The organism is Lacrimispora sphenoides (genome assembly GCF_900105215.1).
Taxonomy (GTDB): Bacteria; Bacillota; Clostridia; order Lachnospirales; family Lachnospiraceae; genus Lacrimispora; species Lacrimispora sphenoides_A.
The window spans coordinates 1,332,661-1,358,653 of the sequence record NZ_FOIP01000001.1 but is presented as its reverse complement, the minus strand read 5'-3'; the positions used below and the strand labels follow the sequence as shown (position 1 = coordinate 1,358,653).

Below are 25,993 nucleotides of genomic sequence, written 5' to 3'. Positions count from 1 at the left end.
ATACCCCCATAGGTATACTCTTGTCAATAAAAAAGCAACCGAATTTCGGTTGCTGATTCTCAGATACATATTCTTTTAGCTCATACGAGAAAAGTGCTCAATGGCCTTTGCAAATTCTTCTATCGTTTTATCGGCGTCCCCATGTTCGATCCCTTCTCTTACACAATGATTTAAGTGTCCTTCCAGAATCACTTGTCCGACCTTATGCAAAGCGCTTTTAGCCGCATTGACCTGAATGAGTATATCCTCACATGAAATGTCCTCGTCTATCATTTTATCGATCGCCTTGATTTGACCCATGATCTTATTTAACCGACGATGCAGATTATCTGCATCCATACACTGGCGCATTCTTCCACCTCCTTATACCTATAGGGGCATAAAATAAGAATATCATACTTAACTTCTTACGTCAATCCAATGGCATTGTGCGTTACAGACGAATAAGATATTTAACCGCATGATAAAAAAACTGTGTACATTGGCCGAAAGAAGAAAAATAAATTGACCCGGAATGAACGCGTTTCAAGGCTTTCATTCCGGGCCGCTTGTTTTTATATATGCTGCAAATTCTAAATTTCCTCATAGTGCAGAAGCCTCTTGCGTATTTGGCTATATTTTAATATGGTGGTGTCCACATATTCCCAGGCATATACAGCGGCCGTGCCATCCTCGTCATAATTCATGCCCTTTAGAAGGAGAAATGCCTTTGGAGGGATGCCAGACCGTTCCAGAAGTCCATTTAACAGTTCCACGTCCTTACTGTATACAGCATTCAGTTCTACTTTATCCCACTCCAGCTTTTTTCCTGTGGTCTTATACATAAAGTAAAACACGGAATCAACAAAAATGTCCAGCTCAGCCATATCCACTCCATTGAGATAGGAGTATGGGATATAATCCCTTGTGACAGCGCATATCTGCTTATCAGCATAGAATATCTTGTCACAGATAAGAACCAGGCCGCCTTCCGCCATTTCAAGGTGGTTGGCCACATCCCTGTCCGCCTTGATGATGTCATGGCGGATCATTTCTACTCTGGGTTTATAGCCGCTGTTAGCTATCATGTCTACAAAATGCATGACGGGATTAAAGCTGACTTTCATTTCAAAAAAGCTGTTATTGATAAAGGTTCCCCTTCCATGTCTGCGGAATATCATTCCTTTTGAAGATAAGTCATCCAGGACGCTACGCAGAGTGATACGGCTGACTCCCAGCATTCTGGACAGTTCTTCTTCCCGGGGCAGTTTATTATTCACCGATAGATCCATCTGCTTGATGAAATGCAGCAGCTCTGTTTCTACCTGTGTTTTTAAATCTGTTTTTTGTATACGCCGTGGTCTTGGCTCCTTGCTTTCTTTGGTCATGTAATCCCCCCATCATATATTGAGTTAAGAGCAGGAATATCGTTGATTACATTTTATCATGACAGAATTATATTGTAAACAGACGTCTGAGTTTTAAGGTTTATGGCAACCAATCCAGCAGTTAATCTTAAAGGCTTTATTAAATTATGCAGAAAATCAGGGTTGAAATACGCCACCACATCTCCGGTAATGCCAAACGCTTTCAACACTGGTATATCTTCTGCCAGGGAGAGGATCAAATAGCTCGCGGAAGGATCATAGGCCAACCTGATATCCTCTTTTGAGGGTCTGGCTGGAGTAGATGGGTGAGAATGGAAATTCCCAAGTGGTAGCCAACTGTTCACGCGCATATCCTTGATCGCGGAGAGATGCTCTTTTGGGTCAATGGAGAAATGCTCCGGGCTTTGGTCGGGATTATATCAACTATTCTCCAGCCTTTCGCACGATCAGGTTATAGGTTCCGTCTTCATTTTCTGTCAGACGCAAAATTTGATGTCCCTCTTCTTTTACACTGCGGGGAACATTTTGCACCGGTTCGCCGTCGTTTAAACGAATGGACAGGATTTGTCCTTCGTCTAACTCCTCAAGTGCCACTTTTACTTTGACAAAGGTGACCGGACAGACAACGTCTGTGATATCCAGTGTCTCATTTATATCAAAATCAGCCATTATAAGCAGCCTCCATTTCGCGTTTAAATTCGTCCCAGCCAGTGCGTTCAATGGCAACCCGGAATCGTTCGCTGGGTTTTGCATTCCTGTTGAAAAAATCAAGTGCCGCATCAGTTACACGGAATAAGGTTTCCTTATCGCGGATGATGGGCAAAAATTGTTGTCCCTTGGCAATCAGGTTGCCGAAGGTCCCCCCAAAGGAAACCAGATATCCCGGCTCGCCTTTCCAGGCGTCAAAGGGACAGGATTTGACGCAGCGGCCGCAGTTGCTGCATTTATCACGATCCAGGAGAATTTTGCCGTCTGCTTGGGTGAGAGCGCCTTCCCGACAGGCTTTGGTACATACATTGCATAGGGTGCAAGCCTCTTGAATCCATTCCACTGTATAGCCGCCCTTTATGCCCAGATCATTTTCCTCTGCTTTGAGGCAATTGTTCATACAGCCGGTCACCCCAAACTTGAACTTATGAGGCAGTTCCCGTCCAAAATAGCGGTCTGAAATTTCTACCGCAAGAGGATAAGTATCAATGCAGCCAGATGGGCAAATGGCGTTGCCTTGACAGGCTGTAACGGTTCTCACGCGGGGACCGCACACGCCGGTGTTCACGCCGCCATCTTCCAGCTCCGCTTTGACTGTATCCACATTCTCCAGCTTAATAAAAGGAATCTCTATGCCTTGACGGGATGTAAGATGGACATGCCCATCCCCGTATTTCTGGCTGATTGCGGCAATCACTGCCAGCTGAGCAGCTGTCAGATTGCCGCCCACAACCTTTAGCCGCAAGGAGAAATGGTTTTTCTGCACTTGCCGCATAAATCCGCCGTTTTTCAATTCTTTATAGTTAACCGCCATAATAATCCCCGCTTTCATTTATTTTTGAAATTGCCTGTGCAAAATCTTCTTTTAAATCTTCAATATCTTCCAGCCCAACGCTGACACGGGGAAGTGTTGCGCCCTGCAGATCAGGAGGAAATGCTCCGTGTAAAAGCCTGGTGTTAAATTTCATAAGCATCCTCCCAAATCAGCACACGGCGGTATTTTCCTAAATTACGGGGCAGTTCTCCCTCTGTCTGAATGCCGTTAGCATCAATCAGCGGTGTCCTTTCATCACGAGCACCGAATCCCACAAAAACTCCCTGACGAATGCGTGCGAACTCCTTATCATAGGGCAGATCAAAATCAAGAGGATAATCAAACCGATCGGTTTTCAAAGGAAGCGCATCTCCCACTTCATAAACCGCCGGATCAGGGCTATGGCGCAGCACAGCATGAATGCCCGGATGGTAATAAAAATAATCAAACAGCCGAATGACCAGCTTTTTTTCTCCAGCCCGCAGGAGGACATCCTCTTGTTTTTGTTCATCTGTCTCTTCAATGACGCCGCAGGCGGTCGTAGCGTGTCTCACTCTGTCGATTAAAATCAACTCTCCCAGGCTTTTATGCCGTTTGAATTTATCCAATACAATAGGCTCTGACAATGAGATTTCGCAGCGCAGTATTTCATTCTTGCCCACTGATTCGGCGGGCAGCAATGCGCCGCTGTTTATATCCACTTTATGCTGGATACCCGTAACAACGGCCGGGCTTAACTTTGTACCCAGTTTGAGTAAATATTCCTTCCCGGGAATCAGCTTTTCTTCATCCATCCATAGAAGCGTGGCAACAAAGGTCCTTTCCAGCTTGAGACCCGCGTCTTTAACCAGCACACAGCCGCGGGAGACATCCACTTCCCGGTCAAGCTGAATGGTGACCGGCTGCCCCACAGACGACGCTGCTGCAATTTTCCCGGCAATGGAGATGGATTTTACAAGAGCATGTTCTCCACTTGGCAAGGCCGTCAGCTGATCGCCAACTGATACCCGGCCTGCCTCCACCTGCCCCTGAAACCCTCGAAAGCTATGGTCGGGACGGCAAACCCGCTGCACTGGCATATAAAAGCCTGCTTCCGGCTGTTCACCGGAAATATCCACTGTTTCCAGATGGGAGAGCAGTGTTTTGCCTTGATACCACGGCATATTTTCCGAATGTCTGGTTACATTGTCTCCTTCTGTTGCTGAAACTGGGATGATGACCACATGTTCCAGCGACAATTCCTCGCACAGAGTCACGATATCTTCCGATATCTCGTTGAATTTTTTCCAGCTATAGGAAATCAAATCCATTTTGTTGACGGCAAAAATGAAAAAGCGTATCCCCATCAAAGAACAGATTCTGGTATGCCGGCGGGTTTGTGCCAGCACGCCCTGGGATGCGTCTACCAGAATGACCGAGAGCTCCGCAAAAGAGGCGCCCACTGCCATATTCCGGGTATACTCTTCGTGTCCCGGCGTGTCGGCTACGATAAAGCTGCGGGCATTGGTTGTAAAGTAACGGTAAGCAGCATCAATCGTGATTCCCTGTTCGCGTTCCGCCATCAGACCATCTAACAGCAGAGAATAGTCGATTGCGCCGCCCCTGCTTCCCACCTGGCTATCCAGAATCAGTGCCTGCTCCTGATCCGCATAAAGCAGCTTTGAGTCGTATAAAATATGCCCGATCAAGGTGGATTTACCGTCGTCCACACTGCCGCAGGTAATAAATTTCAAAAGCCCGTTTTCTGTACTGCCCATTAAAAATACCCCTCCCGTTTCCGACGCTCCATGCTGCCGGCCGCCTCATTATCAATGACCCGGCTGGTGCGTTCACTTGTGACCGAGGCCAGCGTCTCTTTGATTACTGCATCCAGTGAATCAGCTTCGGATTCCACTCCGCCGGTGAGCGGGTAGCAGCCGAGTGTGCGAAATCGGACTTTTTTGAGCTGCGGAACTTCCCCTGGACTTAAACGCATCCGGTCATCGTCTACCATGATAATGTTTCCCTCCCGATAAACGACAGGACGTTCCTTTGCAAAATACAACGGCACAATGTCGATATTTTCCCGCCGGATATATTGCCAGATATCCTTCTCTGTCCAATTGGAAATAGGGAAGACGCGCATGCTTTCACCTTTACCAATCTGCGTATTGTATAATTTCCACATCTCTGGGCGCTGATTTTTGGGATCCCATGCGTGGGATTCGTTCCGGAAAGAGAAGATCCGCTCCTTTGCCCGGGATTTTTCCTCGTCCCGCCGCCCGCCGCCAAAGGCAGCCGTGAACTGATATTTGGTAAGCGCGTCTTTGAGCGCCTGCGTCTTCATAATATCGGTGTAGGCGGCGCCATGGTCAAAGGGATTAATTCCTTGCGCGATCGCCTCTTCGTTTCGGTAGACCAGCATGTTGATGCCCAGTTCTTTTGTGCGCCGGTCACGAAATGTAATCATTTCACGAAATTTCCAGCTGGTGTCGATATGCAGAAATGGGAAGGGCGGCTTTTCCGGGTAGAAAGCCTTCAGGGCCAGATGAAGCATCACCGACGAATCCTTTCCGATAGAGTAAAGCATCACCGGGCGTTCGCACTCAGCGGCTACCTCACGAAAAATATAGATAGCCTCAGCTTCCAATTGATCTAAATGTGTCAGAGACATGGGGATCTCTCCTCTCTTGATATAATCAGTTTCCTTACCGATAAATTGTCCGCTTACCTGTGTCTTTAAAATAGGTAAAAGCGTCTAGTATTTGTTGGCGCTGCGGCTGTCTACCGTTAGCGTTTTTGTGCTGCCATCCGGTTTTGTGAGTGTCCAGTGCAGCTGGGTACCGGTTCGCTGGATGGTAAACCGGCCGCCCAGCCCGCCGATATCTTCGCCCAGATAGAGCGCAATGGCCTGTACCGGACATTCCTTGAGACAGGAAGCGCAGCCCCAGCAACGTTCCGGCCTTAAAATTTCCGCTTTTTCCCGTTGCAGGCGAATCAGGCTGCCGGGACAGATGCCGAGGCACCGGCCGCATCCAATACATTTCTCTGACCTTATTTTAATGCTCATATGCTTCTCCCTCCCCAACAAGCGGCCGGAAGAGAATCTTCAAATTGCCGCTCTCAAACCTGGAATTGACATAGCACTCCATTTCGGAACTGATGTCCGGATAATCGGTGTTTTCTGCAAAGCTGTGCCAGCGGGTTTCCCGGCGGGCTGCCAAATGGGCAATCACTGACCGGCAGAGGATTAATCGTTCGCGCAGCTCCAGAATGTATACAAGTTCTTGCATATCCGACGCTGCCAGAGCGTTTGCCTGCCTTTGGATGTCCAGAACCTTTCCATCGGCTATGCGGAGGGAGTCTTCAGAAAACCGGTAGTCGGAGCCAATACCTCCAGCGTATTGATCCATGACGGACTGCATCTTTTCTTCCAACCCGTCTGTTGTAACACTGGCTTTCTCCTGGCTTAGAAATTGCTCCAGCCAGAGTTTTTTTTCGCGGACTTGCCCGGCGTCCGGAAGCGCTGCCTCTCTGCTTATGTATGAAACCGCTGAATTCGCTGCAATCTCCCCCTCTGCAAACGCGCCGGTTACATACTTCTGCGGACACCCTCCGGCCACATCTCCGGCAGCAAACAGCCCTTTTATGGTAGTTTCGCGATTGGTATCCACCCAATAGCCGCTGGCTGTGTGTCCTCCGACGATATAGGGTTCGGTTCCTTCAATTTCTACATTCTTGATGCGGGGTGTTTCACCGCTTTCCAGCCATCTTAGAGTTTGACTTGGCGCCATGTTGAGATACGCTCTCTGTAAATCCTCATCCTGTTCTGCTGTGATCCCCATGGTACGCAGGGTGCAAGGACCGCGGCCTTCACGGTTTTCTGTCATCGTTCCATGCAGGCGCTGAGAGGTGGTCAATCCATATTTCTGTTCATAAATCTCTCCCAGTGAATTGATCTGCTTTGCACCAACACCCTGAGCCAGTGTTCCTGTAGGCGCAATCGTATCTTTGCAGCGCAGGGCGATAAAGCGCATTTCTAAAGTGGTCATCTCAGCACCTGCCAGAATCCCCATAGCATACCCGGCACCGGTATTGAAGGGAGGATACCACATTTTGTGCCGGGAAAATCCGGGGTGGTTGGGGCGGTACAAGCCTGCCGCGCCGCCGGTGGCACAGAGTACTGCTTTGGCCGTAAGGACGTACAGCACCGGCTCATCTATGCTGACGGCATAGGCACCCTGAATGAGATTATCCTTCACAAGATACTCAAACACGTTGACACGGTTCATCACTGTAATATCCGGTTTCTTTGACACGGCATCAGCCAAAATCGGTTTTATGTTTTCTCCGTTTATTTTAATATTTCGATTGCCGCGTATGGTATACCCGCCTTTTTCATCCTTGAGTATCGTAAGCCCCAAACCTTCCAGTTTTTGCGCTGTCCGGTTCAGTCTCTCAGCCATTGTCAAAAGTAAGTCACCGCGCACAATCCCTTGTGCGTCGTTACGGGCGTAATCCACATAATCCTGAGGCGTTTTTCCCGGCACGATATATGCGTTGATTGCGTTGACTCCTGCGGCCAGGCAGCCGCTGCGCCGTATATCTGCTTTATCGGTAATCAGTATATGGCCGCAGCTTTGTTCACTGAATGTCAAGGCAGCATAGCACCCTGCCGTGCCGCCGCCAATGATCAAAAAATCTGTTTCTAAATATTCCGTACGAAGCATTTTATTTACCTGTTCCATGAAATCACCTACTTTATCTATGGGAAATATATGATATGACTCATTTTACCTGTTCTAAAGATGGAAATCCAGAGCAAATTACGCAATCGTTACACAAGAAAATCTGTAAAATCATGGCATAAGCTGACGCAAACGTTACACAAGATTTATCTTGATTTTTAATATTTAATTGTATATCATACAAAACATATAGATATAATATGCTAAAGAATTAAAGAAGGGGGGGGAGCAGCATGACATTAAAAGAAGTTGCAGCGCGCGCCGGGGTTTCTGTGTCCACGGTTTCCAGAATTATCAATTCAGCGGACGGGAGTTTCGCCCGCAAGGAGACCCAAGACCGGGTATGGGCTGTCATCAAGGAAACAGGTTATATGCCGAACCAGAGTGCGAGAAATTTGAAAAGGGGGAAAACCGGGGTACAGCAAATACCGGCCGGAACCTTTGCCTGCATTTTAGGGAGAGCGAAGACTTTGGATGATGACCCCTTTTTTGCTCAGCTTGCGCAAGTCATTGAACAGCAGGCGATGGAACGAAACTATCCTGTACGGCTCTCTTATTCAGTTCTTGATATCAAAATGATCCCTACCCTTGAAAAAATTGAATCGGCAAATGTGGATGGCGCTATTGTATTGGGACGGTTCAGTGAGGCAGCAACAGCATTCCTGGAGTGTCATTACAAAAATATAGTTTATGTAGGACGGAATTTAATACATGCGGAATGGGATCAGGTGATTTGCGATGGCTATGAGGCGACACAAATGGCCATAGAACACCTTGTGTCCTATGGTCACCGGAGGATTGGCTATATCGGTGAAACAGGTGATGAAATACGGTACCAGGCGTATCGTGATATGATTTGTAAATGCGGACTGGAAGACAACCGGCGTCTGGTTTGTAATGTCCCCCACACTGGCGAGGGGGGATACCGGGGAGCGGATTTGCTTTTGCGCGCAGGAGCTGGGTTGCCCACCGCAGTCTTTTGCGCAGCTGATGTGTCAGCTATTGCTGCCTTGCGCCGTTTCAGAGAGGCGAGAATCAAGGTCCCGGAGCAGCTTTCCATAATCAGTATGGACAATATTGAATTATCCAGCTATGTTACTCCCATGTTGACAACAGTAGGCATGCCAATTGCTGAAGTTGGAAGCATGGCGGTGCAGCTGCTGATCAGCCGCATTCACAAACAACATCGGCTTCCACTGAAATTATACCTGCCCAATAAGTTGTTGCGGCGGGAAAGCGTATTCAATATAAACGAAGGAATGTACATATGAAAAACAAATTGCAATCGGATGTCCTGCTTTTCGGTTTCGGTGATTCGGCGGTTTTAGAGGACGAGGTGAGATTCTCCATAATGAATACGGGGGTAAGCCAACACTGTCTGTGGGACAATATTGGCAAACGTTTGCTTAATTTCCTGTTGCAGAAATTGAATCTGATTCGTATAATGCATAGTAAACATATTTGTTTTGTATGTAATTAGATCGGGGGTGAATCTAATGCGAAAAAAACCTTCTCTGCGTATGATTGTGTATTGCTAATGTTATGACCTTGTCAGTTAGCTGCTGGAAAAACCTGTGACATGAAAGATCGAATGTGATTTCAGATTATTTTAAAATAAGATGCGGCATAAAATATCGTGGTGAAATGAGGTGTTTCAATTATGAAACGTAAAAATTTATTTTTCAAGCGGGTCTTAGAGCCGACCCTTCTATTAGTTTCTGTCCTTGGTGCTTTGACGGGCTGCTCTGGCAAGGATACCTCTTCTAACGCCCCTGAAACCATATCTATTACAAATGTCTCCTACGACCCTACCCGTGAGTTATATGAACAATATAACAAACTCTTCCAAACCTATTGGGAGCAGAAAGCAGGGCAAACAGTGGAAATCACTCAGTCTCATGGCGGATCAGGCAAGCAGGCACGATCAGTATTGGAGGGCAACGAGGCCGACGTAGTAACACTGGCCCTGGAGGGCGATGTGGATGAACTTCGTACAGCTGGACTGATTGAAGATGGCTGGGTAAAAGAATTTCCAAAGGAAAGCGCCCCCTATACGTCCACAATTGTTTTCCTGGTGCGAAAAGGAAATCCGAAAAACATTCAGGATTGGGATGACCTTGTCGGGACTGATGTTGAAGTCATCACCCCGGATCCTAAAAGCTCCGGCGGTGCCCGGTGGAATTTTTTGGCTGCCTGGGCCTTTTCCGATAAAACATATGGCGGGGACGAAACAAAAAACAGGGAGTTTTTACAAGCGCTTTACGCCAATGTATCTGTACTGGATTCCGGCGCTCGCGGAGCAACCACTACATTTGTAGAGAACAAAAAAGGGGATGTGCTGTTAGCATGGGAAAATGAGGCGTTTCTTTCAGTGGAAGAGCATCCCGGAGAATTTGAGATTATAACTCCCAGCTTAAGCATTCTGGCGCAGCCGTCAGTTGCGGTGGTAGACGTCAATGCCGAAAAACATGGAACGGCGGAGATTGCAAAAGCTTATCTTGAATATCTCTATTCAGACGAGGCACAGCGGTTGGAAGGGAAAAATTATTATCGTCCTTCGAATCCTGACATCCTTAAAGAATTTGGCGATACCTTTGATCTCAATATCCAGCTGGTCAATATCAACGATGACTTTGGAAGCTGGGCCTCTGCCAGAGAGAAATTTTTTGCCGATGGAGCGATTTTTGATCAGATTTATCAGAAGTAACACAGTTGTAATCACCGGGTGCAGGGGGAACTATGCATAATTTAGAAAAAACTTTTTTAAAACGGAAAAGCAGAGTGATACCAGGATTTGGACTTTCCATTGGTATTACGATCACGATGCTCAGTTTGGTTGTGCTAATCCCTCTGTTTTCTGTATTCTTGCTTCTTTCTGATTCTACTTTCAGCGACTTTTTGAAAGTGATTACTGATAAACAAACCGTAGCGGCCTATATGGTCAGTCTCAGCTGCTCTGCTATTGCCGCTGTCGTTAATGTAGTGTTCGGCATTTTGCTGGCCTGGATTTTAACCCGTTATCAATTTCCTATGCGGCGGGTATTGGATGGCTTGATTGAGCTGCCTTTCGCGCTGCCCACCGCTGTGGCAGGAATTGCGCTGACCACGTTATATTCTGAACAGGGCTGGATCGGTAAATTGTTTGCGAAAATTGGAGTGGAAATTTCCTATTCGAAAATTGGAATTGTGATTGCTATGATTTTTATCGGGATTCCATTTGTGGTACGCTCCATTCAGCCGGTTCTGGAAAAGCTGGACCCACAGTATGAGGAAGCGGCACAGGCTTTAGGAGCCAGCCGCTCCTATACTTTCTTTAAAGTAGTACTTCCTGAAATTCTGCCGGCGGCCCTGACGGGTTTCGGCCTTGCGTTTGCCAGGTCCATAGGTGAATACGGCAGCGTGGTGTTTATCGCAGGAAATATCCCCTACGAAACACAGATCGTACCGCTCATCATCATGAACAAGTTGGAACAATTCAACTATCCGGCTGCAACATCAATTGCTTTTGTAATGGTGTTATTTTCGTTCCTGCTCTTGTTCGGTATCAATTTGATTCAGGCGCGTATCCAAAAAATAGCAAGGGGGTAAGAGCGGATGAAAGAGAAAATCATAAAATGGCTTTTAATTTTACTTGGAGCGGCGTTTCTGGGCATCATGCTTGTATTGCCTCTTGCCACCGTGTTGGTATATGCATTGCGTCAAGGCTTTGAGGTTTTCATCCAGGCTGTCACAGATGACTATTCAGTGAAAGCACTTAAGCTGACGCTATTTACCACTGTCATTTCTGTCGCTGTAAATACACTGTTTGGCGTCTTTGCTGCCTGGGCTATTTCTAAATTCCAATTCAGGGGAAAGCAGGTGTTGACTGCGCTAATCGATATCCCATTCTCTATATCCCCCATCATCGCCGGGTTGGTGTTTATTCTGGTATTCGGGCGAATTGGTTGGGCATACCCGCTGCTGGAAACTTGGAATATCAAAATTGTATTTGCCGTACCTGGAATTGTATTAGCAACGATTTTTGTTACCTTCCCCTTTGTTTCCCGTGAGCTGATTCCCTTGATGCAGGCGCAGGGCAGCGATGAGGAAGAAGCCGCTGCCCTGATGGGGGCGAAGGGGTTGCGGATTTTTCGCAAGGTTACCTTTCCGCATATCAAGTGGGGACTCTTGTACGGTATAATTCTCTGCACAGCACGCGCTCTGGGCGAGTTTGGGGCGGTTTCGGTGGTATCCGGTCACTTGCGGGGTAAGACAAACACATTGCCATTGCATGTGGAAATTCTGTTCAATGAATTTAAACTGACTGCGGCGTTTGCCGTTTCCTCCATTTTGGTGTTGATTGCGGTATTGATCCTGATCCTGCGCAACATTGTGGAGTACCGTGTCAAACGGGAAGAGAGGTAGAGCCTATGTATGTACAGCTAAAAAATATCAATAAAAAATTTGGTTCTTATCAGGCAGCGGAAGACATCAGTTTTTCCATTGAAAAAGGAAAGCTGATAGGGTTGCTGGGTCCCTCAGGGAGCGGGAAAACAACTATTTTACGTATGATTGCAGGACTGGAAGCACCGGATAGCGGTGATATTTTTATCGATGGTCAGTGTGTAAACGATCTTCCTGCCAGTAAACGCGGTATCGGCTTTGTATTTCAAAATTACGCCCTTTTTCGTTATATGACTGTTTTTGATAATATTGCATTTGGCCTGGAGGTACAGAAAAAAGATAAGGCGTATACCAAACAGCGAGTAAACGAACTCATCGAGCTCATCGGGCTAAAAGGGTTGGAAAACCGCCATCCTCATCAACTTTCAGGAGGGCAGAAGCAGCGTGTGGCTTTTGCCAGGGCGCTTGCACCGAACCCTCATCTGCTGCTGCTTGATGAACCCTTTGCCGCTATTGATGCTAAGGTGCGCAAAGAATTGCGTACATGGCTGAGAGAGACTATAAATAAGGTTGGGATCACCAGTATCTTTGTTACCCACGATCAGGAGGAAGCAGTCGAGGTAGCGGATGAAATCATTATCACGAATACAGGCCATATTGAACAAATCGGGTCACCAGTGGAGATTTATAAAAATCCGTCTACACCTTTTGCTGCAAGATTTATTGGTGAATCCATTATTGTAGAGGATTACAGCCGGCTCAGTGGTTTTGAATTTGAAGAGGGCTATGAAAAAGCCGTTTTTCGTCCTGAATTTATAAGGGTCACAAGACCGGAAAAAGAGGTTTATCCACACGCTTCTCAACGTGCAATCGTAGAAGACAGCTTTTTTCGCGGCAACATGTTAGAATTGAGATTAAATGTCGGTGGGATTAAGCTGGTTGCATACCGTTCCTTAGAAGATGAATTTCTCGCTATCGGGGAAGAAGTCAGTGTACTGATTTACCGTCTATATCTTTACAATGACACACAGGTGCGTCTGGCGGAAAACAGATCTTTTCAGCCCAGCGATATATTTACCATCTGACAGTTCAGTATATAAAACACTATTTATTTATGAATTATGTTCTTGCCATAGTATGTGTCGGTGATATGTATCTTTTCTGTTTTTAGCTTATTTCGGAGGTGATAAGATGAACCTTCTTTTAAAGTCGGGCACACTGTACCAGACAGACAATAAAGCTGCTGGTCCGGCATTGGCCAACATTCACAACCGTTTGTTCGGTCTAGAAAAGCAAATCATTGCAGGAGAAAAGCAATTTCTCACTCAAATCCAGACGAAGACACTCACAGGGGAGCGAATTCTTGGTGCCGGCTCCAGGCAATACCTGCTGAAAAATTCTGGAGGCGAGATTCTGTTATCCGGCGTTCCAAAATATGCGGACGAAAACGACCCCGCCATTGTGGGGAAGTTCATCTACAGGATGCAACGGGTAAATTCCGTCGAGCTCATGTTTCAGGATCGAAGCGGACTTCTCCAAATGATCAACAGTCAAAATTACCGTTTGTCCGACCCCTCTGGTAAAGTGATTCTCACTCTCCTGCGCAGGGGAATCTTTTCTGGTGGCTGGAATCTTGACGCAGCGGAGGAGTTTCAACCCGAGTTTTTGTGCGGCATCTTCATATTTTGCCGGTATATGGAGCAGGAGAACGAATTACCTATTGTATAACTGCATAGACAGTAGTGCCTGCAGAATGGCAATCGCTGGAACGATACGAAAAAATACTGCGAAACTTTCCTGGTACATTCAAGGTTAGATTTGCGGTTTTCGGAATATGTATCATGCGAATGGAATTTCGTAAAGAACTCGAACTTTTAAAAAAATTCCAAGCCTTCGTGAAGAAAAAGAATACATAAGATTTCATTTATATCAAAGAACATCAAGATTCTTTAAACATCAAGAAGGCTTGCAAAACCTTAAATGTATCAAGAGCTGGTTATTATAAATTCTTAAACCATAATCAAGGTGTTGGCTCAGCAAGGCCAGACCGTTAATCAGAAGCGAATTTCCAGGCTTATACGGCTTATGGGGCTTTGCCCAAAAGCCGCTTTGTTATTTATTGTTATATTCTTTGTATTGCTTCAATGCTTCCGCAAGCTGGTCCGGGCAGGACGTGGGCCTGAATCCGCACTGGATCCCTTCCAGTCTTCGAATGGCTTCATCTACATCCATGCCTTCCACCAGCCGGGCCACGCCCTGGGTGTTGCCGGAGCAGCCGCCTACAAACTGAACCTGAACCAGCTTGTTATCCTCAACTTCAAAATTAATCTCCTGTGAACAGACGCCGTGTGTTTTATATTTCAACTTAAATTCCTCCAATTTGTAAAATTTCTTATAACGGATTTTAAAATTATAGGAAATCCGGGCTTGGTTGTCAATAGTTCTTTGCATACTCGGAGATATTAAAAGCGCTAATGGATAAATTTACATAAAAAATGAAAAATTAACCCACTAATTCAAAATTCAGCGGCATTGTGGCTGAATTAGGCAAGGGAGGTTTACCTATGAGGCCGGGAAGCCATGATCAAAGCCGGGTTTGGCTACGTGTATTATTAAAAGAACAGTATTTTCCCAATGCATTTTCCCATGTATTTTTCCTGACAAATTTAATACAAACTGTTATAATAGGTAGCAGTGTACTTATATGCCCGGAAAACGCGGGCTTGAATGGAAAGGAGAACAATTATGTTAGGAATCATCGGGGCCATGGATGTAGAGGTGGCAGAAGTAAAAAAAGCCATGGAGGATGTTACGGTAGAGACCATCGCTGCAATGGATTTTTATAGAGGAATCTTAAAAGGGAAGGAAGCGGTGGTGGTTCGTTCCGGCATCGGCAAGGTAAACGCGGCAATCTGCACTCAGATTCTGGCCGATCATTACCATGTGACTGCGGTCATCAATACCGGAATCGCCGGTTCTCTGAAGAATGAAATCAACATCGGGGATGTGGTGCTGTCCACAGATACGGTCCATCATGATATGGATGCCACAGGCTTTGGATACCCTGCAGGGCAGATTCCCCAGATGAAGGAATTTGCTTTTCAAGCAGATGAAAGGCTTCGGAATCTGGCTGAAGAGTGCTGCAGGAAGGTCAATCCTGAGATTGAAGTTTTCGTCGGAAGGGTAGTTTCAGGGGACCAGTTTATTTCTGATAAGGTTAAAAAACAGTGGATAGGGGATACCTTTGGGGGATATTGTACGGAAATGGAAGGGGCTGCGATCGCACAGGCGGCGTACTTAAACCACATCCCTTTTCTCATCATCAGAGCCATTTCAGATAAGGCGGATGACAGCGCAAATATGGACTATAGCGAGTTTGAGGAGAAGGCGGTAAGGCATTCTGTGAACCTTATTTTAGCCATAGCTGAACGGTATTCATATTAGGTTAAGAATCGAATCCTGACAGGATTTGACGAACGATTCTAGGCTCTCTCATCTTCCCAAAGCGAAATCGTGTGATTATAATAAACCTATCACCGGTCGAAACCGGAAAGAAAGGGGAGTTATAATTATGCTGGAATTTTTACAGACAGGCAAGGCGCTATTCGTGCTGGGAGCCCTGTGCGGCATCGGCATTGTCACCAGATGGCTGACACGTAACCTCTACAAAAGATTAATCAAAGAATCTGATAACCTTACATTGACCAAAAACAAGAGTCTTCGGGCATTTAAACAGAAGACGGAAAACACGTACCAGATTAACCAGGGAATCCCAAAGGTAAAGCCGTATCTGGAACGGCAGATGTATGATTTTAAATATATGGGAGTAACACTCCACGGCTGGAATATATTTTCCAACCAAATGACACTCTGGTGCTTTCTGGCAGGAGGTGCGGCGGCATTTGCATCCTACTGGTTCCGTGCCGATTCTTATTACATAGTCTTGTATGGCTCTGCAGGTATCATGGGCGGACTGTTTACTATTCTGGTAGACCACGGCGCAGGAATTGTGGAGAAGCGGCAGCAGCTGTTTGCGACTCTGGACAATTATCTGGAGAATACGTTGATTTACCGGTTGGATATGGAAAGAGAGGAAACACAGGCAATGTCGGGGCCTCATATGGAAACCCGTGAAAATATAAGATCCATTTATTCCCAGTCACCAAAGGGAGGAGTAGAAGTCGAGCCGGAGCAGGACAAGAAGGCAGACAGGCGAAGCGCAAGGCAAAGAAATGGTACCTTAGAAAAACCCTTAAGGAGCCGCACTCAAAAACAGTCCATGGATGTATTTTCTGATGCTCCAGAGCAGGTGCCCGAAAGAGCGGAAAGCCAGGCGCAGCCAGACCTTAAGAACTCCAGGCGGGATGTGGATTACTTAAAACGGAGCCTGGAACAGATTGCCGCCAGTAGGGAAAGAGAACGGGGCGGCAGGCAGGGAGAGGACTGGTTAAAGGATTTAAGCCCTGATGAGTTAAAGCTGATCGGTGAAATTCTCCAGGAATATTTAACATGAACGTTTGGAAGGCGGAAAGAAAATCATGTCGCATTCAGAACCATTCTGTGGTATAATTTTCCTAAGCAGGGAGTCAGAAACCTGAAGTCAAATAACCCATAGCTAGTTACGGGTATTTGGCCCCGCAGGCAGTTGCCAAGGTCAGGATTGCTTGGCTTCGGCTCGCTGCCGTTGCGAGAATAGAAGGAAAAGGAGAATAATAGCAATGGGAAATGTAATTTTTGATTATTCCAGGGCAGCAGGATTTGTATCAGCAGAGGAAATGGAGAACATGAAGGCCACAGCAATGTGTGCAAAGAGTGTGCTGATGGACAAGTCTGGTGCAGGCAGTGATTTCTTGGGTTGGATCGATCTTCCGGTGGATTATGATAAGGAAGAATTCCAGAGAATAAAGATGGCAGCAGAGAAGATTCAAAATGATTCGGATGTTCTGCTGGTCATCGGTATCGGCGGTTCCTATCTTGGAGCCAGGGCAGCCATAGAATTTTTATCCCACAGCTTTTACAATGTATTGCCAAAAGGAAAACGTAAAACTCCGGAGATTTATTTCGTTGGAAATAGCATCAGCAGCAAATACATCCATGACCTAAAGGATGTGCTGGAAGGAAAGGATTTCTCCGTTAATATTATATCAAAATCAGGAACCACCACAGAGCCGGCAATCGCTTTCCGGGTATTTAAGGATATGCTGATTGAGAAATATGGCCGTGAAGAGGCAAATAAAAGGATTTATGCCACTACGGATAAGGCAAGGGGCGCTCTGAAGAATCTGGCTGACGAGGAAGGCTATGAATCTTTCGTGGTTCCGGATGACGTAGGAGGACGTTTCTCAGTGCTTACAGCAGTCGGCCTTCTTCCGATTGCAGTATCCGGCGCTGATATTGATAAATTAATGGAAGGCGCGGAGGCGGCCAGGATGGAAGCCCTGGAAGCGCCCTATGAGTCAAACGGCGCCCTTCAGTATGCGGCTGTGCGCAATATCCTGCTTCGGAAAGGGAAAACGGTGGAGATCGTGGCAAACTATGAGCCAAGCCTTCATTATGTTTCCGAGTGGTGGAAGCAGTTATTTGGAGAAAGTGAAGGAAAAGATCAAAGAGGGATTTTTCCAGCCGCAGTGGATTTAACCACAGACTTGCACTCTATGGGACAGTTTATTCAGGATGGGGCCAGAATTATGTTTGAAACCGTGCTGGATGTCGAAGAATCGTCCGCGGAAATTCTCCTCAAGGAAGAAGCAGTTGATACCGATGGTATGAACTACCTTGCAGGAAAGAGCGTTGATTTTGTTAATAAGAGTGCTATGAACGGAACCATTCTGGCTCATACCGACGGAAACGTGCCAAATCTTATGGTAAGGATACCCGGACAGGATGAGTACAGCCTGGGACAGCTGCTCTACTTCTTTGAATATGCTTGTGGCATCAGCGGATATATTTTGGGTGTAAATCCGTTTAACCAGCCAGGAGTAGAAAGCTATAAGAAGAATATGTTCGCACTTCTTGGAAAACCTGGATATGAGAAGGAAAGGGAGGAACTCTTAAAGAGGTTATAGAGTGTTGGCAGGAAACGCCGGTATTCTGGTTCAGACTTAAAAAAGTCGGACCGGAGTACCGGCGTTTATATATTTTTTGGCTTAATTGGGAACAATAAAGAGATATTTAAGAAAAACTTAGATATGAAATGCCGGTGCAGTATAGTATACTTATAATTGTGATAAAAACACATAATTAAAGGAGGAAGATATGAAAAAATATTTAATGCTTTTACTTGCTGTGGCTACGGCCCTGTCATTGACTGCTTGCAAGGGGGAAAAGGATCCAAAGGTGCTTTATGATGAGGCCTCGAAAAAAACGTCGGAGCTGACATCCATGGATGTGACCTCTGTGATCAACATGCAAATGACCCAGGGAGAGGAAACCACAGACATCAATATGGATCTTGATATGAAGATGGCGGACATTAACACCGAGAACATGAGATATCTGGCTAAGGGGACCACTTCACTTATGGGCCAGAATCTGGATATCCTCATGTATTATGAGAACGGTTATTATTATATGGATTCCATGGGCCAGAAGGTGAAATACGCCATGGATTTAGATGCCATGATGAAACAGGTAAAGCAGAGCACAGAAGGTGCAAGCGTAAATTCTTCTTATCTCAAGGAGATCACGGCGAAGAAGGATGGAAATAACCAGGTCCTTACCTTTACGGTTGATGCTGAAAAGATGGATGCCTACGTTCAGGACATGATGGGACAGTTAGGAACCAACATGGAAGGCGTAACTTACACCATCAAAGAGGCAAGCGGTGAAGCAACGGTCAATAAGGATGGGTACTTTACAAACTCAAAGGTCAAGATGTCCCTTGAAATGAATACTCAGGGTGAGACGATAGCTATGGTTATGGATACGGATTCCACCTACAACAATCCTGGTCAAACCGTTGAGGTCACAGCGCCGGATCTGGAGGGATATACGGAAATCGATGCAAGCGCAATGGAAAACCAGTAAATCGATTGCATAATAAAAAGTTCCCATCATTAGCTCATACCTAATCAATGAAGTATTAAGGAATATTCAGAAAGGCAAAGGCATTTGAAGCGGCAGGATATGCCAGATAGCTTCCGCCTTTGCCTTTTATAAATATTTTGAGTTTATCTCTATGTGAAAGCTATACATTTATTCATAACTGTCATTATCTCCATTTACCATTGCCATAAATTCTTAATCACACTTTTCGTACAATTCTGTATGGTCTGTTAATAAATATATCGATTCGAATCCTATATTACCTAAACTTTTTCTGGAAGAAACCAAATAGTACTTTGATATGCTAAATCCGCGATAAATTATTTATACATAAGGCATACAAATTTGGGTTTGAGTCTTTCTGTTCATGGAAGTCATTTTCTATAATTCCTGCCTAGCTGCAATTTCCCACTTTTCATCTAAAAAATATACCATTGAGAGATTCCTGTTTTTTACTGTGCACTCATTTTGTTAGAACAATAATCTTCCGCCTTTGAATCTTCCTTCTCCATACCTTATATATAGCAAGGGTGTTAAGAACATTGCCTATAAATATTAGTAAAACGTGGTAAAGATTTACTGGAAGAATATTTGGAAAAAATATAAAAAGTTAATGATAATCATAAAAACAGGTAATTGTGCACAAATATAATATATGAAAAATGTTAAAAATAGAAGAAAATACAAAGATTCGACTAAAAATGTTGAAAAATTACCTAGTAAATTATATAATGATTTTATCAAAAAAGAGGAGGTATTTTTATGAAAAGAAAGTTGGCAGCATTATGTATGTTATCTCTGACAGTTATAACCGTATTAAGTGGATGCGGCGGAAGTAAAGCCAATCAGGATTCAGCAAAAGGCGGAAAAACTAAAATCCGTTTTGCATCCTGGGATGTGGCAGAAGATGTAGACCGCCAGCAGGAACTGGTGGATAAGTTTAATGCGGCGCATGAGGATATTGAAGTAGCTCTGGAAGCCTATGGAAAAGATTTTGATACAAAAATCAGCGCAGGTATGGGATCCGGGGATACTCCTGATGTGATGTATATGTGGAATTATCCGGCGTATTATCAGGGGTTAGAACCGCTGGATAGCTTCATTGAAAAAGAGGGGGAAGCATATAAAGTTAATTTCTATGATACCTTATGGAATTACAATTCCATGGATGGACAGATATATGGTATTCCGATCGGATTTACGACACACACCTTGTTCTATAATAAGGATTTATTCCAGGAAGCAGGAATTTCTGAGCCTACCAATGATTGGACATGGGATGATTTGCAGCAAGCGGCAAAGACCATATCTGAAAAAACCTCTGCAAAAGGCTTTGCATTCCCGATGAAGCCGGATCCATATGATTTTGAAATGTATTTATGGAGCAATGGAGCAGCGTATTGTGACAATGAGGGAAAGCTGGAGGGAAATATTAATTCCAAAGAATCAGAGGAAGTGTTCCAGATGTTCCAGGATATGGAGAAAGATGGATATGCAGTTGCAACGGAAAAAAGCGGAACCGATGAATTCCGTTCCGGAGCAGTAGCAATGTATGTTTATGGTGCGTGGTCAATTAATTCCTTAAAGGAAGACGGTTTAAACTACGGCGTGGTTGCGATTCCTGCTTTTGCCAATGCAGGAAAAGATTCTGTCAGTATTTTAAGCTCTTCCGGTATCTCCATTTCAAAAGACAGCAAGAATAAAGAAGCAGCATGGGAATTTGTGAAATTCTGGACCAATGAAGAATCCAATAAAGCGCGTATTGGCCTGGAATTACCGGTACTTAGCAGTGTTGTAGAATCTGAAAAGATTATGGATCAGCCGGAATATGCACCATTCTACTTAATGCTTGAACAAAGCACGGGATATACTTCTGCAAGCTTTATTATTAAAGAATGGTCAGAATTATCAGAAAACCTGTCCTTGTCCTTTGAAGAAGTATTTAATCCAAGTTCTCTTCAGAGCGTACCGGATGTATTGAACAGTGCGGCACAGCAGTAAACAAAATAGAAAAGAAGAATTTGGCCGTCTGGTGAATCGTCACCAGATAGCCGGATTCCTCTAAGGGGCTACGAAAAAGAATCAGCTTAATGGGAGAAACGCTATGAAGCAAAAAAAGTTTTTAAGGAATGCAACTCCATATTTCTTCATTACTCCGTGGATTATTGGGTTTTTAGTATTTACAATCGGACCGCTTATTCTGTCCCTGGGCATGAGCTTTTTTGACTGGCCATTGACGTCTGATCCGGTATTTAAGGGGGTTGGCAATTATACTGAGATGTTTACAAAAGATACTCAGTTCTGGAAGTCCCTTACAATCAGCTTGAAGTATGCAGCGATTTTTGTACCGCTTAATATGGCGATTGCGCTGTTCCTTGCAATGTTAATCACACAGCCGGTAACCGGCGTAAAAATGTACCGTACGATTTTCTATATACCGGCAGTTATTTCCGGCGTTGCGGTATCGATTATCTGGGGCTGGATTTTAAATGGGGACTATGGCGTATTGAATTATTTATTATCCTTACTGGGGATTACAGGCCCCAGATGGCTGGTAGACCCTGCCTGGGCGCTGTTTGCAGTTGTTTTGGCCAGTGCTTTTGGTGTAGGAACGATGATGCTTATTTTCTACACGGATATTAAGAATATATCAATTGATTTATATGAAGCATCATCTTTAGACGGAGCCAGTCCGGCAAGACAGTTTTTCAGTATTACGCTGCCGATTATTACACCTACCATTTTGTTTAATTTAATCACTTCTGTTATCAGCTCTTTCCAGCAGGTGACGCTGGTAATGCTGCTGACTGGAGGCGGACCGTTAAAATCCACCTATTTCTATGGGCTGTATACCTATAACAATGCGTTTAAGCACCATAAGCTGGGCTATGCAAGCGCCAATGCATGGGTGATGTTTATTATTATCTTAATTCTGACGGCACTGATCTTTAAGTCTTCTTCTACATGGGTTTTCTATGAAACGGAAGCAAAGAATGGAAAGAAAAAAAGGGGAGGTAAAAAATAATGAAAATGTCCAAGAAGTCAAAAGTGATTATCTATACCCTTCTGACTGCTGTTGCAGTTTACTTTCTTGCACCTTTTGTTTATATGTTTTTTACTGCCTTTAAGACGGAAGCAGAAGCCATTGCCTATCCGCCCAGGCTATTCCCTTCAAAATGGCTGTTTGAAAATTTTAAAAACGCATGGGAATCACAGCCCTTTGGTACATACTTAAAAAATTCAATTATCATAACGGTTTTGACGACTGCAGGGCAGATCCTTTCCTGTTCCTTGGTGGCATATGGTTTTGCTAGGTTTGAATTTAAAGGAAAAAACCTGTTATTTATGATTTTGCTTTCTACTATGATGATTCCATGGGATGTTACCATGATTCCTCAATATATGGAATTTAATTTATTTGGCTGGATTAATACATTAAAACCGCTGGTTGTGCCAGCATGGTTTGGCTCGGCCTACTATATTTTCTTAATGAGGCAGTTCTTAATGGGGGTTCCGGGGGACTTTGAAGAGGCGGCGCGAATTGACGGTGCCAATGCATTTCAGATTTATTGGAAGATTTACATGCCGATCTTAAAGCCTTCCCTCATTCTGGTAGGCGTATTAAATATGATTACGGTGTGGAATGATTATCTTGGACCATTGATTTTCCTTCATGACAGAAGCAAATATACACTTGCTTTAGGTCTTGCAACCTTTAAGGGAGTTCACAGCACACGGATTATCCCTATGCTTTGTATTACAATCATTATGATTATCCCGCCAATTATTATATTCATTATTGCGCAAAAGTATATTGTAGAAGGGACAAGTGGTTCTATTAAATAGAAAGAGCAGCCGGGTTAAGTATTTCATGTGCATCGATGCACTGTTTTCTTCCCGGCTATATATTTTTTGACACAAACACATAGAGGAGAAACAAAGATGATAAGGCGAACAAAAAAGAGATGGGAAGACCAGGCGCTGGGACATATTGGAAGAAGGGAAGCCCGTACAGAATTTTATAAAGATTCTGCTTCCAGAATTAATTTAAACGGAGAGTGGAAATTCCTCTATTTGGAAGCGCCGGAACTGTCCCCGGAAGGATTTATGAACAAAGGAACAGAAACAGACTGGGATATGATTGATGTGCCTTCTGTGTGGCAGTTAAGAGGATATGACCGGATGCACTATACGGATGTGTTATATTTGTTTCCGATTAATCCGCCATTTGTACCCTCAGAAAATCCCACAGGAATTTATAAAAAAACAGTCCACATCAACAGGGAGTGGATTTGGAATGATACTATATTAAAATTCCACGGTGTGGACAGTGCATTTGATGTATGGATCAATGGAACACATGCAGGATACAGTAAGGTCAGCCGCCTTCCAAGTGAATTCGATATTACAGCCTATATCCAGGAAGGGGAAAATGATATTACAGTACGGGTCTATAAATGGTCGGATGGAACGTATTTGGAAGACCAGGATATGTGGTGGCTTTCCGGGATTTATCGTGATGTTGAATTAATCAATGAACCGAAAGACGGTATTTTGGATTGTACCGTGGATGGAGATTTGGACAGCTCTTATATTAACGGGATCTTAAGAGCAGATATTACCACAAAGCAGGAAATTTGCGATGGTACATGGAAATTGGAAAGGGATGGAAAGGCAGTTACCAGCGGAATCTTTCAGACAAAAGAGGGCAAAGCACACGTAAAGGAGATCATTCCCGGTGCTGACCTTTGGACGGCAGAAACCCCTAATTTATATGAACTGAAAGTATCTGCAGGTAAGCATGAAGTTGTGGTACGTGTTGGATTTCGAAAGATTGAAATAAAAGATAATAACTTTACGGTAAATAATCAGGTGATTCTGTTAAATGGTGTGAATCATCATGACTTCCATCCCAAAGAAGGGCGCTGTGTCACACAGGAACAGATGAAAGCTGATATCCTGCTTATGAAACAGCATAATATCAATGCTCTGCGCTGTTCCCACTATCCTGCCAATGGATATCTGTATGATTTGTGCGATGAATATGGGCTCTATGTGATTGATGAAGCAGATTTAGAATGCCATGGATTTGAATGGGTAGAGCGGTATGACTGGATTACAAATGACCCATCCTGGGAGGAAGCCTATGTGGACAGAAGCGTGCGCATGGTAAAACGGAACAGGAATCATCCTTGCATTATCATGTGGTCCATGGGAAATGAATCCAGCTTCGGCTGTAATTTCAGAAGTGCTGCCAAGGCAGTAAAAGAACTGGATGCTTCCAGGCTGCTCCACTATGAGGGAGATTATGAAGCAGAAGTGACCGACGTGTATTCTACCATGTACACAAGGCTGAAAAGGCTGAAAGAGATCGGAGAATCAGATTTTAAAGGGAATAAACCTCACGTGATGTGTGAATATGGTCACGCAATGGGAAATGGACCGGGCGGATTAAAGGCATATCAGGAGATGTACCGCAAATATAAACGGCTTCAGGGCGGTTTTTTGTGGGAATGGTATGACCATGGAATACTTACAGAAGAAGAAAATGAGACTTACTACCGCTATGGGGGGAATTACGGGGATTTTCCTACCAACGGGAATTTCTGCATCGATGGGCTGCTAATGCCGGATAGAACCCCATCCCCTGCCATGCTGGAATATAAACAGGTCATTGCTCCGGTGGAAGTGACAAGAATAGGTGCTGGACGGGAGATTCTTGTAAGAAACTATTATGACTTCCTGACCTTAGGCCATGTTTCTTTACGGTGGGAGATCCAAACAGAAGAACATATCATTCAGGAAGGATGCATTTCCCATATGACGGCCCTTCCTCATGAAACTGAGAAAGTAACCATACCTTTTCTTCCATTCACGCCAGAAGCAAATACCGATTACTATCTGAACATTACGGTCTGCCAGAAAGAGGATACGAACGTTGCAAAAGCCGGCCATGAAATTTCAAAAGTACAGTTTCCGCTGGATATAAGTTGTGATGTATTGGAGGAACGTTCCAAAGGAGAACCATTGAAAGTATCTGAAACAGCGGATATCCTCAAGGTTGGGAATGGGGCAGTTACAGTAACGTTCCATAAAATATTTGGGAAACTGTTGTCTGTTGCGGCAGAAGACCAGGAATATTTAAGCGAAGGTCCGGCGGTGAGCGTATACCGTGCCACCATCGATAATGACATGTATAAAAAAGAGGATTGGCTGAATAAATACTTTATTCAGAAATCCAGTGAGCAGACAGAATATTTTACCTATGAAACAGGGGCGGATAAAGTGGTTGTTTCGATTGGAAAATATTTTGGATGCGTAAATCAGTCCTGGGGCTTTGAATGTGACTATGAATATACCATCTATTCCTGCGGCCAGGTTAAGGTGAATTTACAGGGCAAGGCCATCCAGAGAGGAAAACTGGAACCTTCTTTCCTGCCCAGAATTGGTGTGGTCATGAAGGGGAATCGGTCCCTGCAAAAGGCCGTATGGTATGGCCTTGGACCCGGTGAAAGCTATTCAGACAGCAGAGCTGCCAGCACGATGAGGATTTATTCCAGCTCTGTGAATGAAATGGGAACCAACTATGTATTCCCCCAGGAAAATGGTCATAGGGAAGAGGTAAAGTGGTTTGGAATAGGAGATGGGAATAAGAGCCTGTTATGTAAAATGGAAGCGCCTTTGGGACTGAATCTGGCAAATTATACAGATGAAAGCCTGGAAGAGGCAAAGCACCCATTCCAGATACAACGGGCAGACCATGTTGAAATCCATTTGGATTATTTACAGTCCGGCCTTGGAAGCAATAGCTGCGGAGAGGAACAGATGGAAGAATTTAAAGTTAAGCTTCAAGACTTTTCTATGGCATTTGTGCTGCAGGTGGTTGATGACGGGGAAATAAAGAAGGAAGCAAAGAAGCGTTATTTGGACTAGGAAGACGTAAAGGAGCA

At 44.7% G+C, this 25,993-nt stretch carries 24 protein-coding genes and 1 pseudogene; 14 read left to right on the top strand and 11 right to left on the bottom strand.

The window, feature by feature from the left end:
- Positions 1-75: 75 nt before the first annotated feature.
- The 10 genes and pseudogenes from BMW45_RS06235 to BMW45_RS06195 all read right to left on the bottom strand — a co-directional run bounded on the left by BMW45_RS06235 (position 76) and on the right by BMW45_RS06195 (position 7,616).
- Positions 76-351 carry a metal-sensing transcriptional repressor gene (locus tag BMW45_RS06235; RefSeq protein ID WP_025230706.1) on the bottom strand — a complete coding sequence of 92 codons (276 nt, stop codon included), beginning with the start codon at positions 349-351 and terminating at the stop codon, positions 76-78.
- 221 nt (positions 352-572) lie between these two features.
- Positions 573-1,367, bottom strand: coding sequence for a GntR family transcriptional regulator (locus BMW45_RS06230; protein WP_092241419.1), 795 nt, complete (start codon positions 1,365-1,367; stop codon positions 573-575).
- 56 nt (positions 1,368-1,423) lie between these two features.
- Positions 1,424-1,759 (bottom strand): annotated as a pseudogene (locus BMW45_RS29075) (M67 family metallopeptidase); the annotation flags it as partial.
- Positions 1,760-1,790: 31 nt separating this feature from the next.
- Positions 1,791-2,036, bottom strand: a complete 246-nt coding sequence (locus BMW45_RS06220; protein WP_092241415.1) for a sulfurtransferase TusA family protein — start codon at positions 2,034-2,036, stop codon at positions 1,791-1,793.
- Positions 2,029-2,889 (bottom strand): 4Fe-4S binding protein, encoded by an 861-nt coding sequence (locus BMW45_RS06215; RefSeq protein WP_092241413.1) that lies wholly within the window; start codon positions 2,887-2,889, stop codon positions 2,029-2,031. The genes BMW45_RS06220 and BMW45_RS06215 overlap by 8 nt, the downstream gene beginning before the upstream one ends.
- Positions 2,879-3,043, bottom strand: coding sequence for a PLP-dependent transferase (locus tag BMW45_RS27730; protein ID WP_166433248.1), 165 nt, complete (start codon positions 3,041-3,043; stop codon positions 2,879-2,881). Before BMW45_RS27730 ends, BMW45_RS06215 begins: the two co-directional genes overlap by 11 nt.
- Complete coding sequence (locus tag BMW45_RS06210) at positions 3,033-4,646, bottom strand: sulfate adenylyltransferase subunit 1 (protein ID WP_092241409.1); 1,614 nt, start codon at positions 4,644-4,646, stop codon at positions 3,033-3,035. Before BMW45_RS06210 ends, BMW45_RS27730 begins: the two co-directional genes overlap by 11 nt.
- Positions 4,646-5,542, bottom strand: a complete 897-nt coding sequence (gene cysD / locus BMW45_RS06205; RefSeq protein ID WP_092241407.1) for a sulfate adenylyltransferase subunit CysD — start codon at positions 5,540-5,542, stop codon at positions 4,646-4,648. Before cysD ends, BMW45_RS06210 begins: the two co-directional genes overlap by 1 nt.
- An 84-nt stretch (positions 5,543-5,626) precedes the next feature.
- Positions 5,627-5,938: an indolepyruvate ferredoxin oxidoreductase subunit alpha gene (locus BMW45_RS06200; protein ID WP_092241405.1), complete on the bottom strand. Its 312-nt coding sequence runs from the start codon at positions 5,936-5,938 to the stop codon at positions 5,627-5,629.
- Complete coding sequence (locus tag BMW45_RS06195) at positions 5,928-7,616, bottom strand: adenylyl-sulfate reductase subunit alpha (protein WP_092241403.1); 1,689 nt, start codon at positions 7,614-7,616, stop codon at positions 5,928-5,930. Before BMW45_RS06195 ends, BMW45_RS06200 begins: the two co-directional genes overlap by 11 nt.
- Positions 7,617-7,849: 233 nt before the next feature.
- Here BMW45_RS06195 and BMW45_RS06190 point away from each other — a divergent pair, with 233 nt between their 5' ends.
- From BMW45_RS06190 to BMW45_RS28365, 6 genes are all read left to right on the top strand, one after another.
- Positions 7,850-8,887 carry a LacI family DNA-binding transcriptional regulator gene (locus BMW45_RS06190; protein WP_092241401.1) on the top strand — a complete coding sequence of 346 codons (1,038 nt, stop codon included), beginning with the start codon at positions 7,850-7,852 and terminating at the stop codon, positions 8,885-8,887.
- A gap of 389 nt (positions 8,888-9,276) precedes the next feature.
- Positions 9,277-10,323, top strand: a complete 1,047-nt coding sequence (locus BMW45_RS06180; protein ID WP_092241399.1) for a sulfate ABC transporter substrate-binding protein — start codon at positions 9,277-9,279, stop codon at positions 10,321-10,323.
- Between the two features lie 32 nt (positions 10,324-10,355).
- Positions 10,356-11,204, top strand: a complete 849-nt coding sequence (gene cysT / locus BMW45_RS06175; protein WP_092241398.1) for a sulfate ABC transporter permease subunit CysT — start codon at positions 10,356-10,358, stop codon at positions 11,202-11,204.
- Between the two features lie 6 nt (positions 11,205-11,210).
- Positions 11,211-12,020, top strand: a complete 810-nt coding sequence (gene cysW, locus BMW45_RS06170) for a sulfate ABC transporter permease subunit CysW (protein WP_092241396.1) — start codon at positions 11,211-11,213, stop codon at positions 12,018-12,020.
- Between the two features lie 5 nt (positions 12,021-12,025).
- On the top strand, positions 12,026-13,084 hold the full coding sequence (locus BMW45_RS06165; protein WP_092241395.1) for an ABC transporter ATP-binding protein: 1,059 nt from the start codon (positions 12,026-12,028) through the stop codon (positions 13,082-13,084).
- 106 nt (positions 13,085-13,190) lie between these two features.
- Positions 13,191-13,727 (top strand): hypothetical protein, encoded by a 537-nt coding sequence (locus BMW45_RS28365; RefSeq protein WP_242882927.1) that lies wholly within the window; start codon positions 13,191-13,193, stop codon positions 13,725-13,727.
- 384 nt (positions 13,728-14,111) lie between these two features.
- Here the strand turns inward: BMW45_RS28365 and BMW45_RS06155 are convergent, their stop codons facing one another.
- On the bottom strand, positions 14,112-14,363 hold the full coding sequence (locus tag BMW45_RS06155; protein ID WP_025230723.1) for a TIGR03905 family TSCPD domain-containing protein: 252 nt from the start codon (positions 14,361-14,363) through the stop codon (positions 14,112-14,114).
- Between the two features lie 381 nt (positions 14,364-14,744).
- Here BMW45_RS06155 and BMW45_RS06150 point away from each other — a divergent pair, with 381 nt between their 5' ends.
- The 8 genes from BMW45_RS06150 to BMW45_RS06115 all read left to right on the top strand — a co-directional run bounded on the left by BMW45_RS06150 (position 14,745) and on the right by BMW45_RS06115 (position 25,976).
- On the top strand, positions 14,745-15,443 hold the full coding sequence (locus tag BMW45_RS06150) for a 5'-methylthioadenosine/adenosylhomocysteine nucleosidase (protein ID WP_092241394.1): 699 nt from the start codon (positions 14,745-14,747) through the stop codon (positions 15,441-15,443).
- A 127-nt stretch (positions 15,444-15,570) separates the two neighbouring features.
- Positions 15,571-16,512 carry a hypothetical protein gene (locus BMW45_RS06145; RefSeq protein ID WP_092241393.1) on the top strand — a complete coding sequence of 314 codons (942 nt, stop codon included), beginning with the start codon at positions 15,571-15,573 and terminating at the stop codon, positions 16,510-16,512.
- A 205-nt stretch (positions 16,513-16,717) separates the two neighbouring features.
- Complete coding sequence (locus tag BMW45_RS06140; RefSeq protein ID WP_025230726.1) at positions 16,718-18,064, top strand: glucose-6-phosphate isomerase; 1,347 nt, start codon at positions 16,718-16,720, stop codon at positions 18,062-18,064.
- A 190-nt stretch (positions 18,065-18,254) separates the two neighbouring features.
- Positions 18,255-19,025, top strand: coding sequence for a DUF6612 family protein (locus tag BMW45_RS06135; RefSeq protein WP_092241392.1), 771 nt, complete (start codon positions 18,255-18,257; stop codon positions 19,023-19,025).
- A 780-nt stretch (positions 19,026-19,805) separates the two neighbouring features.
- The gene (locus BMW45_RS06130; RefSeq protein WP_092241391.1) at positions 19,806-21,044 is read left to right on the top strand and encodes an ABC transporter substrate-binding protein; all 1,239 of its coding nucleotides are present in this window, start codon (positions 19,806-19,808) and stop codon (positions 21,042-21,044) included.
- 103 nt (positions 21,045-21,147) lie between these two features.
- On the top strand, positions 21,148-22,068 hold the full coding sequence (locus BMW45_RS06125) for a carbohydrate ABC transporter permease (RefSeq protein WP_092241389.1): 921 nt from the start codon (positions 21,148-21,150) through the stop codon (positions 22,066-22,068).
- On the top strand, positions 22,068-22,889 hold the full coding sequence (locus tag BMW45_RS06120; RefSeq protein WP_092241387.1) for a carbohydrate ABC transporter permease: 822 nt from the start codon (positions 22,068-22,070) through the stop codon (positions 22,887-22,889). The genes BMW45_RS06125 and BMW45_RS06120 overlap by 1 nt, the downstream gene beginning before the upstream one ends.
- Positions 22,890-22,985: 96 nt before the next feature.
- Positions 22,986-25,976 carry a glycoside hydrolase family 2 TIM barrel-domain containing protein gene (locus tag BMW45_RS06115; protein ID WP_092241385.1) on the top strand — a complete coding sequence of 997 codons (2,991 nt, stop codon included), beginning with the start codon at positions 22,986-22,988 and terminating at the stop codon, positions 25,974-25,976.
- Positions 25,977-25,993: the final 17 nt, after the last annotated feature.

Bases quoted from the DNA above. Each gene is read 5' to 3' on its own strand.
- BMW45_RS06200 (WP_092241405.1), bottom strand. From the start codon at position 5,938: ATGAGCATTAAAATAAGGTCAGAGAAATGTATTGGATGCGGCCGGTGC.
- BMW45_RS27730 (WP_166433248.1), bottom strand. From the start codon at position 3,043: ATGAAATTTAACACCAGGCTTTTACACGGAGCATTTCCTCCTGATCTG.
- BMW45_RS06190 (WP_092241401.1), top strand. From the start codon at position 7,850: ATGACATTAAAAGAAGTTGCAGCGCGCGCCGGGGTTTCTGTGTCCACG.
- BMW45_RS06165 (WP_092241395.1), top strand. From the start codon at position 12,026: ATGTATGTACAGCTAAAAAATATCAATAAAAAATTTGGTTCTTATCAG.
- BMW45_RS06130 (WP_092241391.1), top strand. From the start codon at position 19,806: ATGAAAAGAAAGTTGGCAGCATTATGTATGTTATCTCTGACAGTTATA.
- BMW45_RS06140 (WP_025230726.1), top strand. From the start codon at position 16,718: ATGGGAAATGTAATTTTTGATTATTCCAGGGCAGCAGGATTTGTATCA.
- BMW45_RS28365 (WP_242882927.1), top strand. From the start codon at position 13,191: ATGAACCTTCTTTTAAAGTCGGGCACACTGTACCAGACAGACAATAAA.
- BMW45_RS06220 (WP_092241415.1), bottom strand. From the start codon at position 2,036: ATGGCTGATTTTGATATAAATGAGACACTGGATATCACAGACGTTGTC.
- BMW45_RS06215 (WP_092241413.1), bottom strand. From the start codon at position 2,889: ATGGCGGTTAACTATAAAGAATTGAAAAACGGCGGATTTATGCGGCAA.
- BMW45_RS06135 (WP_092241392.1), top strand. From the start codon at position 18,255: ATGAAAAAATATTTAATGCTTTTACTTGCTGTGGCTACGGCCCTGTCA.
- BMW45_RS06150 (WP_092241394.1), top strand. From the start codon at position 14,745: ATGTTAGGAATCATCGGGGCCATGGATGTAGAGGTGGCAGAAGTAAAA.
- BMW45_RS06235 (WP_025230706.1), bottom strand. From the start codon at position 351: ATGCGCCAGTGTATGGATGCAGATAATCTGCATCGTCGGTTAAATAAG.
- BMW45_RS06145 (WP_092241393.1), top strand. From the start codon at position 15,571: ATGCTGGAATTTTTACAGACAGGCAAGGCGCTATTCGTGCTGGGAGCC.
- BMW45_RS06120 (WP_092241387.1), top strand. From the start codon at position 22,068: ATGAAAATGTCCAAGAAGTCAAAAGTGATTATCTATACCCTTCTGACT.
- BMW45_RS06180 (WP_092241399.1), top strand. From the start codon at position 9,277: ATGAAACGTAAAAATTTATTTTTCAAGCGGGTCTTAGAGCCGACCCTT.
- BMW45_RS06210 (WP_092241409.1), bottom strand. From the start codon at position 4,646: ATGGGCAGTACAGAAAACGGGCTTTTGAAATTTATTACCTGCGGCAGT.
- cysT (WP_092241398.1), top strand. From the start codon at position 10,356: ATGCATAATTTAGAAAAAACTTTTTTAAAACGGAAAAGCAGAGTGATA.
- BMW45_RS06125 (WP_092241389.1), top strand. From the start codon at position 21,148: ATGAAGCAAAAAAAGTTTTTAAGGAATGCAACTCCATATTTCTTCATT.
- cysD (WP_092241407.1), bottom strand. From the start codon at position 5,542: ATGTCTCTGACACATTTAGATCAATTGGAAGCTGAGGCTATCTATATT.
- cysW (WP_092241396.1), top strand. From the start codon at position 11,211: ATGAAAGAGAAAATCATAAAATGGCTTTTAATTTTACTTGGAGCGGCG.
- BMW45_RS06195 (WP_092241403.1), bottom strand. From the start codon at position 7,616: ATGGAACAGGTAAATAAAATGCTTCGTACGGAATATTTAGAAACAGAT.
- BMW45_RS06230 (WP_092241419.1), bottom strand. From the start codon at position 1,367: ATGACCAAAGAAAGCAAGGAGCCAAGACCACGGCGTATACAAAAAACA.
- BMW45_RS06115 (WP_092241385.1), top strand. From the start codon at position 22,986: ATGATAAGGCGAACAAAAAAGAGATGGGAAGACCAGGCGCTGGGACAT.